The 12799-nt window shown below is 58.6% G+C and carries 10 protein-coding genes and 1 rRNA gene; 10 read left to right on the top strand and 1 reads right to left on the bottom strand.

Annotated features, from left to right (window positions below):
• Positions 1 to 2: 2 nt before the first annotated feature.
• The 10 genes from AC07VF_RS20825 to AC07VF_RS20780 all read left to right on the top strand — a co-directional run bounded on the left by AC07VF_RS20825 (position 3) and on the right by AC07VF_RS20780 (position 12462).
• Positions 3 to 767, top strand: a complete 765-nt coding sequence (locus AC07VF_RS20825) for an amino acid ABC transporter ATP-binding protein (protein WP_423573851.1) — start codon at positions 3 to 5, stop codon at positions 765 to 767.
• 22 nt (positions 768 to 789) lie between these two features.
• On the top strand, positions 790 to 1611 hold the full coding sequence (locus AC07VF_RS20820; RefSeq protein WP_495009634.1) for an ABC transporter substrate-binding protein: 822 nt from the start codon (positions 790 to 792) through the stop codon (positions 1609 to 1611).
• Positions 1612 to 1710: 99 nt separating this feature from the next.
• Positions 1711 to 2895, top strand: a complete 1185-nt coding sequence (locus tag AC07VF_RS20815; RefSeq protein WP_192173070.1) for an MFS transporter — start codon at positions 1711 to 1713, stop codon at positions 2893 to 2895.
• A gap of 172 nt (positions 2896 to 3067) precedes the next feature.
• Entirely contained in the window at positions 3068 to 4072 is a 1005-nt protein-coding gene (locus AC07VF_RS20810; protein ID WP_495009633.1) for an aldo/keto reductase, read from the top strand.
• A 227-nt stretch (positions 4073 to 4299) separates the two neighbouring features.
• Positions 4300 to 5043 carry a GntR family transcriptional regulator gene (locus AC07VF_RS20805; RefSeq protein ID WP_495009632.1) on the top strand — a complete coding sequence of 248 codons (744 nt, stop codon included), beginning with the start codon at positions 4300 to 4302 and terminating at the stop codon, positions 5041 to 5043.
• 152 nt (positions 5044 to 5195) lie between these two features.
• Positions 5196 to 5951 carry a thioesterase II family protein gene (locus AC07VF_RS20800; RefSeq protein WP_346627305.1) on the top strand — a complete coding sequence of 252 codons (756 nt, stop codon included), beginning with the start codon at positions 5196 to 5198 and terminating at the stop codon, positions 5949 to 5951.
• Positions 5952 to 6694: 743 nt separating this feature from the next.
• The gene (locus AC07VF_RS20795; RefSeq protein ID WP_495009631.1) at positions 6695 to 7474 is read left to right on the top strand and encodes a DUF3050 domain-containing protein; all 780 of its coding nucleotides are present in this window, start codon (positions 6695 to 6697) and stop codon (positions 7472 to 7474) included.
• Between the two features lie 49 nt (positions 7475 to 7523).
• Positions 7524 to 8468, top strand: coding sequence for a diiron oxygenase (locus tag AC07VF_RS20790; protein ID WP_495009630.1), 945 nt, complete (start codon positions 7524 to 7526; stop codon positions 8466 to 8468).
• On the top strand, positions 8465 to 11917 hold the full coding sequence (locus tag AC07VF_RS20785) for a thioester reductase domain-containing protein (RefSeq protein ID WP_495009629.1): 3453 nt from the start codon (positions 8465 to 8467) through the stop codon (positions 11915 to 11917). Before AC07VF_RS20790 ends, AC07VF_RS20785 begins: the two co-directional genes overlap by 4 nt.
• A 41-nt stretch (positions 11918 to 11958) precedes the next feature.
• A complete protein-coding gene (locus AC07VF_RS20780) occupies positions 11959 to 12462 on the top strand; it encodes an SRPBCC family protein (RefSeq protein ID WP_495009628.1) in 504 nt (167 codons plus the stop codon).
• Positions 12463 to 12545: 83 nt separating this feature from the next.
• Here AC07VF_RS20780 and rrf read toward each other — a convergent pair.
• Positions 12546 to 12661, bottom strand: a 5S ribosomal RNA gene (gene rrf / locus AC07VF_RS20775).
• Positions 12662 to 12799: the final 138 nt, after the last annotated feature.

The raw sequence follows: 12799 nt of genomic DNA, 5'->3' as shown, positions 1-12799 counted from the left end.
GCATGAGAAGCATCGTCAAAGCCGTCGGCCTGAACAAATACTACGACCAGTTCCACGCCCTCAAAGACGTCAGCATTGAAGTCGAGCAAGGCGAAGTTTTGTGCATTATCGGGCCCTCGGGCTCGGGCAAGAGCACGCTGCTGCGGTGCGTCAATCAGCTCGAAAAAATCAACAAGGGCGGTTTGTGGGTCGACGGCGAACTGGTGGGCTATCGCATCGTCGGCAACAAACTGCACGAGCTGACGGACGCTCAGATTGCCCGTCAGCGTTTGAGCACCGGCATGGTGTTTCAGCGCTTCAATCTCTTCCCGCACATGACCGCTTTGCAGAACGTGATCGAAGGCCCGATCCAGGTGCTCAAGCGCTCGCCCAAAGAGGCTACCGAGGAAGCCACCGAGTTGCTGGCCCGTGTCGGGCTGGCGGACAAGCGTCATTCCTATCCCGTCGAGCTTTCCGGCGGTCAGCAACAGCGTGTCGCCATCGCTCGCGCACTGGCGATGCGGCCCAAGCTGATGCTGTTCGACGAACCCACTTCCGCCCTCGATCCGGAGTTGGTGGGCGAAGTGTTGTCGGTCATGCGGGACCTGGCGCACAGCGGCATGACCATGATCGTTGTGACACACGAACTCGGCTTTGCCCGCGAAGTTTCCAACCGGATGGTGTTCATGGACGGCGGCCAGATTGTGGAGGCCGGCACCCCGGAAGACATACTAATAAGCCCACAAAACCCAAGAACCCAAAGCTTCATTTCTGCCGTTCGCACTTAAACCAGAACAAACGAGAACGACCATGAAAAAGATCCTCATCCCCAGTTTGCTCGCCGGCCTGATGGCGTCCGCGTCAGTGTTCGCCGCGCTGCCCGCCAGCCTCAAGGAAAAGGGCGAAATCACCGCCGCCATCGTGCCGAACTACCCGCCGATGGATTTCAAAGACACCAGCACCAATACGCTGACCGGCCTGGATGTGGATCTCGGCAACGCCCTGGCCGAGCGCCTTGGCGTCAAGATCAAATGGCAGGAAACCGCCTTCGAGCAGATGGTCAGCGGCCTGGTCACCAAGCGCTTCGATATCATTCTGTCGGGCATGACTGACACGGCCGAGCGGCAGAAGTCGGTAACGTTCATTGACTACTTCGCCAGCGGCCCGCAGCTGTACACGCTGACCAAAAACGCTGATCTGAACGAGCCGGCCGATTTGTGCGGCAAGAAAGTCGGCACCAGCCGCCGTACCAGCTGGCCTGCGGAAATCGCAGCGTGGAGCAAGGAAAACTGCGAAGCGAAAGGCAAGCCGGCGATCATCGTCAGTGGCTCCGAAGGCTCCGCCGATGCCCGCGCGCAACTGCGTCAGGGCCGGCTTGACGCCGCGATGCAGGGCAGCGAAACCATTCCGTACCTGATGTCCCAGGAGAAGGACACGTACAAGCCGCTCGGTCTGGCGATCTCGAAACAGTTCACCGGCCTGGGCGTCAGCAAGTCCAACCCTGAACTGGCGGCGGCCATCGCCGAAGCGATGCAGGCCATGGTCGACGATGGCACCTACGGCAAAATCCTCAAAAAGTGGGAGCTGGAACAGGGCGCGGTGACCAAGGTCGGGATGAATCAAGGTCAGTAGTAAACGGTCGGACAGCGAACGCCGCCCATGTGGGAGCGCCTTACCGGTGCTCCCACAAAGGATTTGTACCGAGGCTTGAACAAGGACGGAAAAACACCAGTGGCCACTTACTCCCTCGTCATCCGCCGGTTGATGATCTGCTCGCTCACCATCGTCATGAGCCGGGCGATGACCAGCCCGTTGCTGTCACTGTTCCTCAGCACAAGACTGGGACTCAACCAGCAAGACGTCGGGCTGCTGATGGGCATCGCGGTGTTCATCGCTACGCTGCTGGGGCTGTACGGTGGTTACATCATCGACCGGCTGGAAAAGCGCAAATTGCTGATCCTGGCGATGCTGTCCAGTGCCGTGGGCTTCTCGCTGCTGACCTTCGCCCACAACGTCTACCTGACGACACTCACGCTGGTGATCACTGAGACGGCGTCGGCGCTGTTTCTCATCGGCTCCAAAGCAATCATCAGCGAAAACCTGCCCATCGGGCAGCGGGCGAAGGTGTTCTCGCTGCGCTACACCCTCACCAACATCGGCTACGCCACAGGCCCGATGCTCGGCGTGGTCATTGCCGGGCACCTGCCGCTGGCGCCGTTTTTCATCGCCAGCGCCATCGCGTTCTGCAGCCTTTTTCTGATGCTTGGCATCCCGCGCACAGTCGCTGATACCGAACACCCACCGCGCAGCTTTCTCGACACCCTGATCACGCTGAAAAACGACCGCACACTGATTCTGTTCACGGGCGGCAGCTTGCTCAGCACCATCGTGCATGGCCGGTATACGTTGTACCTGTCGCAGTTTCTGCTGGTCACGCATACGGCGGAACAGGCGTTGAAAATCCTGTCAGCCGTGTTGGCGTGCAACGCGGTAACAGTCATCCTGATGCAGTACCAGATCGGCCGTTTTCTGAAGCGCGAGCAACTGCGGTACTGGATCTGCCTCGGCACAGCTTTATTTGCGATCGGGCTCATCGGCTTCAGTTTTGCCGAAACGACCCTGGCCTGGTGCGCTGCGATGTTCGTCTTCACGTTAGGTGAGATGATCATTTATCCCGCGGAATACCTGTTCGTCGACACCATTGCGCCCGATCACCTTCGCGGCAGCTACTTGGGTGCGCAGAATCTGGCGGCCTTCGGCGGAGCGTTGAGCCCAGTGATCTGCGGCTACTTATTGATCAATAGCCCGGCTCCGACCATGTTTTACGTCCTTGCGTGCCTGACCGCCATGGGCGGCACGTTGTGCTTTCTGGCTGGGCGACATGCGAAGCTCGCTCACGCAGACATCGCGCTCTGAGCCCGCGCTCGCCACACGCAGTTCCGTCAATTTGTCACTTTTCAAAACCCGCCCAAACAGGTGAGTATGTCCGGCCTTGAGCTGTCGGTCTGATCGGTCTTTACGAGACGCCTTGCAAGCCTGTCCCAGACTGTCCTGATTTCCACTTCCCCGACGAAAAGGATATCGAGCAATGAAATACCGCACCCTTGGCCAATCCGGCCTCCAGGTTTCAACGCTGACACTGGGCTCCATGATGTTCGGCGTGCAGACGGGCACCGAAGAATCCCTGCGCATCATCGACAAGGCCTGGGATGAAGGCGTCAATTTCATCGACACGGCCAACGTCTACAACGCCGGCCGGTCTGAGGAAATCGTTGGCGAGGCCATCGCCAAACGGCGCAGCGAGTGGGTACTCGCCACCAAAGTCGGCAGCAGTTCGGGCAATACCGCCCCTAACTCCAGTGGACTTAATCGCAAGCACATCTTCAATGAAATTGAATCCAGCCTGCGCCGTCTCGACACCGATTACATCGACATTCATTACCTGCACAAGGAAGACCACAACACGCCACTCGAGGTGACCGTGTCTGCCATCGGCGATCTGATCCGCGAGGGCAAGATCCGTTACTGGGGCGTGTCGAACTTCCGCGGCTGGCGCATCGCTGAGGTGGTCAGCGTCGCTCTGCGCCTGGGCGTCGACAAACCGGTGATCAGCCAACCGCTGTACAACATCGTCAACCGTCAGGCCGAGCTGGAACAGATCACTGCGGCGAAGTTCTACGGCTTGGGTGTTGTGCCCTACAGCCCGCTGGCCCGCGGCGTGTTGAGTGGCAAGTACGCCCCCGACGTTACGCCGGACAGCAGCACCCGCGCCGGCCGTCAGGACAAGCGCATTCTGGAAACCGAATGGCGCAGCGAGTCGTTGCACATCGCCCAGAAACTGCAGGCGTATACCCAGGCCAAAGGCGTAGGTCTGGTGGAGTTCGCGATCGCTTGGGTGCTGAACAATCAGGCCGTGACCTCTGCCATTGTCGGGCCACGCACCGAGGACCAATGGGACAGTTACACCAAAGCGCTCAGCGTGAACATCACTGGCGAGGACGAAGCGTTCATCGACTCCCTCGTGACACCCGGGCATGCGTCCACGCCGGGTTTCAATGATGTGCAGCATTTCGTGACGGGCCGTTATATCTGACACAGATTGACTGTGAAGCCAGCCTCGGTTGCCGCGAAGGACTTGCGTCATCGAGGCCGGGCATCCCGTTCTCAATCCCCGATTGATGGCAATACCTGTACGCTCAATCCCTTGTAGAATGCCGCGCCGAGACCGCCTGCTAAACTTGTATCAAAGTTTGACAAGAACAGCAGCGGTCTCTAGTGTTACATTGGATCCAATAACTGGTCAGCCGAAGAAGATCAAGCATGCGCAGGACTGAGAAAGAGCAATTTCTGCGGGAAACCCTGGGTGCTGAGCAGCCGCCTGCGCATCTGGCGCGTGCAATCATCGAAGAAAAACTGCGCAGCGCCATTCTTGAAGGACGCCTCCCGGCAGGCATCGCACTGCGCCAGCAAGAGCTGGCGACGCTTTTCGGTGTCAGCCGCATGCCCGTCCGCGAGGCGCTGCGTCAGCTGGAAGCGCAATCGTTGCTGCGCGTCGAGACCCACAAAGGTGCGGTCGTTGCCCCGTTGATCAACGAGGATGCTACGGATGCCTATGCGTTGCGCATCCTGTTGGAGTCCGAGGCCTTGCGCCAGTCGATCCCGCTCCTGACCGCCGAAGACATCAGCACTGCGCGTGGGTACATCGAACAGCTTGAGGTCGAAACCGACTACAGCATCATGGGCACGCTCAACCGCCAGTTCCACATGGCGCTGTATTCCAGGGCGCACAACACCCGCCTGCTCAAACTGGTCGAGGACGGCTTGAACGAGGAAGAGCGTTTCCTGCGCTTCAATCTCAAGCAAATGAACCTGGGCAAGGTGTCCCAGCACGACCACTACGAATTGCTGGAAATGGCCGGTGCCGGTGACGTGGACGCCACGATCGAGGCGCTGACTCATCACTTGAATCGGGGTGTTGAGGCCATCAATGCCTACTTGAGCGCCCGTAAGGCGGAAGAGGCAAAACCTGCAGCGGCCTCACGAAAACGTGCCGTCACCCAGTAACATTCACCGCTGTATCCAATCTTGACCTTGCTTGCTACCGGCTAATCGGCCGAGAAGCACAAGGGATCAACGAACGCCGTTCATGACGGCGTATGCGCCGAAGGACCCGGCTCCACGGTTATGACGCCTTTATCAAGGCTCGGGGAAGCTGAGTGCAAGCCGAAAAGAACAAATGGCTGATGGTCGTCAATTCCGGACAACCCGTCAGAACACGCCTGATTTGCTGTCCTCACGTAGGAGGCGATCCTGAGCATTTTCGTGACTGGTCCGAAGGACTTGCCGATCACATCGAGCTGGTAACGCTGCGCCTGCCCGGTCACGGCAGTCGGCTCAAGGAAACGCCCTACGATCAGTGGGCGCCCTTGTTGCAAGACACCTTCTTCGCCTTGCAGCCCTATCTGAGCGAACCCCACGCGTTTTACGGCCATAGCTTCGGCGGTCGGGTCGCTTATGAAATGGCCAGGCTGGCGCAGAATCATTACCCGAATCTGACACGCCATCTGTTCGTGTCCGGCTGCCGCAGCCCTGACAGCCGACAACCCTGGCCGTATCTGCACACGCTGCCGCAAGACGACTTCATTCAAGCGCTTATCAAGTTGGGCGTGCTCCCGAACACGTTCGCGCAGGATAAGAAACGCCTCAAGCTGCTGGAGCCTGTCGTGCGCAGCGACGTAAAGCTGTCGGAGATCTGGTCGCACTGCGCCGATGAGGGCCTGGACATCCCGTTGACCGGTCTGTACGGCAGCGATGATCCGGTCGCTACAGCCGCCAGCATGATGAAATGGCGGGAGTTCACGCGTCGCGAGTTCGAGTTGATCGAAGTCCGCGGCACTCATGACTTTCTCAGCTCGCAACGCGACCGCCTGCTGCACATCATCAATACGCACCTCGGCTTGCTGGGCGGCTGAAGAAACATCGCCGCCCTCTCCTTCTGCATCGACTCCTCACGCCCTCCTTTCTGATCTCTCCTACGACTAAAAGCCGGCCGTCCCACACTCGGCCGTCGCTAATGCACCTATCGTAAAACTTGGCCGTCGTTGACGCGGTGCACCGCCGTGTTCAGGCACACTCGAACGACGAATCGGTCTGCAGCCGGTTCAGGGAAAGCAGTTCTCATGGAGCGGCAAAAGGAGCATTGCCCTAGGCGGAGACATTGAAGTGAAACCCCGAATGTCGCCCAAACCAAAAAATCTCAAAAAACTGTATTAGCCCGATAAAGCGCAACGCTGAACGAGGTATTCGTTCATTAATTTCAATTCTGGCTTTAATGAGCCGGAAGGGGTGCGTTAGCCCTAATAAAACTTAACTAAGAAGTTTTATCGCCTACGCTCGCGCGCGATTTAGATAGGCCGTTAATTATATTAAAAAGTATTTGCGAAACCATTTGAAACTGTTCTAACGTTTTCTGGCCGCCAACGCTTATGGGCCATTTACCCACAAACGCTGGTCAGCGAGGGCATAGACCACGTGAGCATGCCTTAGTAAATCCTGCACGATTGTTGACCATTAACGAAGTAACGTTCGCAGCCTCTTATTGCCCGATAGTTACGGGAGTCCATTTCGGCCGCTCTTATACGGGCACTTAACACGACCGCTAATTTCGGCAATTAAAAGAGTGTGTGACGCACTCAATCTCATCAAGGACGTAAAAATGGATCTGTTAAAACAGCAACTTATCGCAAAGAAATTAGTACTCGGCGCGCACCCTGTTTTTTCCGAAATTGATTCGCTGCACGCCCTGCAGCGGTTCATGGAGGTGCATGTGTTCGCGGTCTGGGACTTTATGTCGCTGACCAAACGGCTGCAGCAGGAACTGACCTGCACCCGACTCCCCTGGTTGCCGCCGCGAGACCCGAAGGCAGCACGGCTCATCAACGAAATCGTGTTGGGTGAGGAGTCGGATGATCGCCCCGGACGCCACGATCATTACAGCCACTTCGAGCTCTACCTGGATGCCATGCGCGAGATCGGCGCAAGCACCGCGCGCATCGAGCATTTCGTCGAACTGTTGCGCGAAGGCATTCACTACAAAACCGCGCTCGATAGCGTCGGCGCAGGCCGAGCGGCCACACACTTCGTCCGGGACACCCTCGACATCGCGCTGAATGCGCCGGCGCATTGCGTGGCTGCCGCGTTCCTGCACGGTCGCGAAAGCGTTATCCCACAGATGTTCCAGCGGATTCTTGACGACTGGGGCATCACTGCCGACAAGGCACCGACCTTTCGCTACTACCTGGAACGCCACATTGAGGTGGACTCCGAAGACCACGGCCCGGCTGCGGAATCGTTGCTGACCAGACTAGTCGCGGGCAATGAACAGCACCAGCACGAGGTCTATGCCGCCGCCGTCGCCGCAGTCGACAGCCGCATCGCGCTGTGGGACGCCGTGCAACTGACCCTGCGTGAAACGGCGCGGGAAGTCAGCGCATGAGCCCTTCCCTCCTCCGCCACCGACTCGATACCCACACAAGGACGCCATCATGAAAGCCGAAGACTACTTGTCATTCGTTGATGCCTGGGAAGGTCGTGCGACGATTCGGACACGCCCGCGCCGCATCGTCGAAAACGATGAAAAACTGATCTACCCGCTCAGCCGCCAGCCACTGGTGCTAAGCGAGACGTTCACTCGCGAATGCGCTCATCTGCGCGATCTGGCGCTGGTACAGAGCCTGTACAAGTTCATCAACGACGTCGTGATTTTCGAGACCGAGATCGTCGACAAGACCGCGCGAAGCATCGCCAAAGACAACTTCGCCATTCGCTTCCCCTTCGCTTGCCGCTACGACGCCATGACCGTGGTCGTCGACGAGGATTACCACGCGCTGGTGGCAATGGACTTCATGCAGCAAACCATCGCATTGACCGGCATCCAGCCGATCCCTTTGCCGGAGGAAATCGAACTCAGCAGAGCCATCCCCGCTGCACTGGCATTGGCGCCAGACCACTTGCGCAGCGCGGTCGAGCTTATCTGCGTAGCGATTGCCGAGAACACCGTGACCAACGACGTAGCCGCGTTCGCCAAGGACGACACGGTGAAGCAGTCCGTCAAAGGCCTCATGGCCGACCACCTTCTTGATGAAGGACGGCACTCCGGCTTCTGGTCGCGGCTGGTCAGGATCTACTGGCACGCAGCGCCCCAACAGGACAAGGAAGTGATCGCGCAGATCCTCCCCGTGTTCATTGCTCAGTATTTGACCAATGACATCCAGAAGTCTTTTGACTTCGTTCTGATCGACAGCCTGCCGGTCATCGAGCCGATCAAGCAGGCGCTGAAGCAAGAAACACGGGCGATGTGCTTCCCGATCAATCGCCACCATCCGCTGGTGGGCAACATCATGCGCTTCTTCACCTCAAGCTCGATGCTCGACTCCCTCTGCGTCCAGCACGCCCTTGCCGACTATCTGCCGGCCGGAGGCTTGCAATGAAGCGCCTGGAGATTGTGCTCATCGGTCACAGCCGGGCGATGAGTGAGCTAAGTGCAGAACTGGACGCCCATGGGCATTCGATTCACCTCCTGCGCGATGTGACCCCGCCGGAGCTGACAGCGCTGAAGGACGCGTCGATCATCATTGAGGACGGCACGCTGGAACTGCCCCATGCAGAATGGGGCGCGTTCAAGGCAGCCGTGCATCTTGGTCTCCGGGTAGGACTTACACCGGGGAGCGAGCGGGCACTGCCTGAACTGGAAATAGTGTGCTGGCTCGGCACAGCTACGGCGCAGCGCTTGATCGCACGCCATGCCGTGGCTGCCACGCTTTCCGGCAACGGCCGCGGGTTGCGGGACGCGGCGGTCGCAACGCTGGTGGACAACGTAGCGCTGCTGATCAGCCGGTTCTCGCGTGATACGGAGTACTTCGCGCGTGCCGAACGCATCGATCCGCCGCACGGGGAGCGCCAGGAAAGCCTGCTACGACTGGACCGACTGGCCTTCGAGCATTGCTTCAACTTCACTGCGGCGCCAGAGTTGCTGCGTGTTGCCGAGGAGACGCTGGTCGCACGTCTGGATCGGAGCTTTAGCGAATTCGCAGGGCGCACTGCGCTGAGTATCGACGGCGAGCGCATCAGCTACGACCAACTCCGCGCACACGGCGTCGCGATCCAGGCGCAGATTCAGGCCATGCTGCCGCGCGCTTCAGTTGAACCGGTGGTGATTGGCATTTGTATGCCGAAATCTGCGGCGCTGTTCGCCGGGATACTTGCCATTCTGGGCAATGGAGCGGTGTATCTGCCGCTGGATCCCAGCCAGCCTCTCCAGCGTCAGCAGTACATCCTCGAAAACGCGCATGCCTGTTTACTGTTGCACGATGGGACTCACCCGCTGGCGGGGGTTGCTGTGCCGGGGCTGGATATCAGCCACATCGAGATCGTGCCGACGGCGCAGTCGCTGATGCGCTATCGCCCGGAGACCGACGCGCCGTGCATGGCGCTCTACACCTCGGGCACGACCGGACACCCAAAAGGCGTGATGCTCAGCCAGCGCAACCTGAGCCACTTCACGGCCTGGTACGCCCACTATGTCGAGCTGTCCGAACACAGCCGGGTGCTGCAGTTCTCGACGCTGAGCTTCGATTCGTCGGTCATCGACATATTCCCCACCCTGCTCAGCGGCGCTGAACTGATCGTGGCGAACGACGATCAGCGTCGTGATCCGCTGCAACTGTTCGAGCTGCTGGATCAGAATCTCAGCCACGCGTTTCTGCCTCCAGCGTTGTTGAGCATCCTGCCGATTGACCGACCGCTGAAGCTCAAGCACTTGTGCACCGGCGGTGATGTCTGCGAGCCCTACGTGATTGAGCGCCTGGCAGCGCAATGTCACTTCCACAACCTGTACGGCCCGACTGAGGCCACGGTGTTGATCACCGCCGGCCGGTTCCAACCCGGCGGCAGCAACCGCAACCTGGGTCGCCCGATCGCCAACAGCCAAGTCCTGATCCTCGACGAGGATATGCAGCCCGTCGCGGACCAGACACCCGGCGAGCTCTACATCGTCGGCCCAGGCGTGTGCCTGGGTTACATCAACAATCCTGGACTTACCGATGAGCGCTACGTGAATGTCGCGCTGGGTGATGGCCAAAGCGTGCGCGCCTATCGCACCGGGGACATCGGCAAATGGACGAGCGCGGGCATCGAGTTGTCCGGGCGACGTGACAACCAGGTGAAGATCCGTGGATTCAGGGTAGAGCCTGAGGAGATCGAGCACTGCCTGCGCGACAGCCAGCTGTACCGACAAGTCGCGGTGGTGATTGACGACCAGCGACGCATCCTGGCTTTTCTCGCGCAACCACACGGCGTGGAGCCGGACGCCGCCCGGCATTTGCTCAAGGACCATGTCGCAGGGTTGTTGCCCGACTATATGCGGCCGACCGCCTACACGGAGTTGGCGAGCATGCCGTTTGCCAGCAACGGCAAGGTCGATCGCAAGGCGCTGTTGCAGCTGCCAGTGAACCTGCTGGAGCAAGCCCCACGCCGTTTGCCCGACACCGAAAACGAGAGGCTTCTTCTTACGTTTTGGGCCGATCTGCTTGAGCTTCCGCCTGACGAAATATCAACTGACGAGAGCTTCTTCAATCTGGGTGGCCATTCGATCCTGCTGTCGCAAATGCTGCTGGGGATTCGCGAACGGTTCGGCCGCAGCATTCCGATCAACCGCTTCATTGAGGCGCCAACGCTGACCAATCTGGCGTCGCTGCTCGACAGCGACGGCACCACCTCATGGACCGTCAGCCCGCAAGCCTTCCGGGATGCTTCGGCGCCCTTCGAGCTGCCGGTACTGCCTGTGGAGCGCATGGGCGACGTACACAAAGTCATCGTCACCGGCGCCAATGGTTTTCTCGGTGTTCACATCGTCGAAGCGCTGTTGGCATGGGGCGCAACCGAGGTTGCGTGTCTGGTACGTGAAAGCGCAGGGATGACGGCCCAAGACCGCTTTATCCAGGCACTGCGCGAAAACCGTCTCGATCATCTGGATCTGGCGCGCGTACGGGTTTATGCCGCCGACGTCACGCGGCCACAGCTCGGGCTGAGTAACCAGGTATATGAGCGGCTTGATCGCGAGTTTGGCGCGCTGGTGCACAACGCTGCCAACGTCAACCACGTTCAGGACTACGAGACGCTGGCCAAGGATAACGTCGAGCCGATTTTCGAATGCCTGAAGCTGTGTGAAGGGCGCAGCAAGAAGGTGCTCAACTTCGTATCTACGCTCTCTGCTTCAAGCGCCGTCGGGACTGACGGTCGCGTCCTCGAAGCGCCTGCTGCCGAGACTCCGCCAATCTACATCAAGAACGGCTACAACCTCTCCAAGTGGGTCGCCGAGCGGATCCTGCAGCAAGCCCGTGATCGAGGCGCATGGGTGAACATCTACCGGCCCGGCAATATCGCCTTCAACAGCACGACCGGTGTCTGCCAGCCGCACAAGAATCGCCTGATGCTGATGCTTAAGGGGTCGATGCAACTGGGCCAGGTCCCGGATTTCTCCATGACCTTCGACTTGATGCCTGTCGACTTCCTCGCCCGATTCATTGGCTTTCACGCCAGTCGTTACCAGCCGGCACACGCAGTCTTCAACCTCCACAACCCGGAGCCGTTGAGCTGGAGCAATTACGTCAGCGCGTTCCGTGAAGCGGGCAGTGATTTCGAGATGGTCAGCGTCAGTGAGTGGCAAACCCAATTGAACCGCGTGGACAGCGACAACGCTTTATTCGGCGTGCTCGGCTTTTACCTCGATGGGTTTGAGGAAGACATCGGAGACATATCAATGATCGCCTACCAGAACGCCCATGCGGGTGTTCAACGGATGGGCGAAAGCTACCCCTCGAAAACCCCGGCACTGCTGCGCAAAGGCTGCGAGTACCTGAAAGAGATTGCCTTCATCTGATACACCCCAACGCAACTCCCCCTTAAGTTATGGAGAACAACATGAACGCTATTCAGCCGCTCAACACCCTTGGCTCCCTTTCGCCCGATACACTGGTTACCAATCCTGGAGGAGAACCTGTGGTTTCTGCAATCTCGATCAACGCACCTGCGCGTGAGGTCTGGAAGATCGTAGGCGATTTCGGTGGTTTCACCCATTTCATACCGCAACTGGAAAGCATCGAAGTGGTTGGCGAAGGTCCGGGGTCGATACGTTACAAGAAATTCAAGGAGGGTGGTCTGCGGGTTGTCGAGCAACTCAACTCTCGTGACGACGACGAGATGTTTATGACATGGACGACCATCTACAACAATCTAGGTGTCAGCAGGCTCTGGGCCGCGATGACGGTCGCCCCCAAAGGCCGTGCAAGCTGCGTCGCTACTTGGACCATCGTAGCCGAGCCTACAGATGCCAACCCGATAAGCGCTGAGGGATTCAGAAAGTTTTTACAGGACTTTGCTGATGATGCGATGAAGAACGTGCCCGGAGCTGTGATGCGCTCATAGCCTAGGCCTGCTGCGTTTCAGTGCCGGCGGTTTAAACGACAAAACCCCAGTCTGCGTAAGCAGACTGGGGTTTCGGAATTCAATCTTGACGATGACCTACTCTCACATGGGGAAACCCCACACTACCATCGGCGATGCACCGTTTCACTGCTGAGTTCGGGATGGGATCAGGTGGTTCCAGCACTCTATGGTCGTCAAGAAATTCTGTAGCCGATCCGTTACTGATGTAACGTTCCAGCAAAAATGTATGACCTTCACTTAAAACAAAACCCCATCTGCTTTCGCAAATGGGGTTCTGGAATTTAATCTTGACGATGACCTACTCTCACATGGGGAA

This window comes from Pseudomonas sp. GW821-FHT02H06 (genome assembly GCF_059421525.1).
Note: the sequence above shows the minus strand (reverse complement) of the source record. Positions and strands in the feature narration are given on the sequence as shown.

What these genes read in the sequence shown, in the direction of transcription:
- AC07VF_RS20785 (WP_495009629.1), top strand. Translation starts at nt 8,465, where the DNA reads ATGAAGCGCCTGGAGATTGTGCTCATCGGTCACAGCCGGGCGATGAGT.
- AC07VF_RS20790 (WP_495009630.1), top strand. Translation starts at nt 7,524, where the DNA reads ATGAAAGCCGAAGACTACTTGTCATTCGTTGATGCCTGGGAAGGTCGT.
- AC07VF_RS20820 (WP_495009634.1), top strand. Translation starts at nt 790, where the DNA reads ATGAAAAAGATCCTCATCCCCAGTTTGCTCGCCGGCCTGATGGCGTCC.
- AC07VF_RS20825 (WP_423573851.1), top strand. Translation starts at nt 3, where the DNA reads ATGAGAAGCATCGTCAAAGCCGTCGGCCTGAACAAATACTACGACCAG.
- AC07VF_RS20795 (WP_495009631.1), top strand. Translation starts at nt 6,695, where the DNA reads ATGGATCTGTTAAAACAGCAACTTATCGCAAAGAAATTAGTACTCGGC.
- AC07VF_RS20805 (WP_495009632.1), top strand. Translation starts at nt 4,300, where the DNA reads ATGCGCAGGACTGAGAAAGAGCAATTTCTGCGGGAAACCCTGGGTGCT.
- AC07VF_RS20810 (WP_495009633.1), top strand. Translation starts at nt 3,068, where the DNA reads ATGAAATACCGCACCCTTGGCCAATCCGGCCTCCAGGTTTCAACGCTG.
- AC07VF_RS20780 (WP_495009628.1), top strand. Translation starts at nt 11,959, where the DNA reads ATGAACGCTATTCAGCCGCTCAACACCCTTGGCTCCCTTTCGCCCGAT.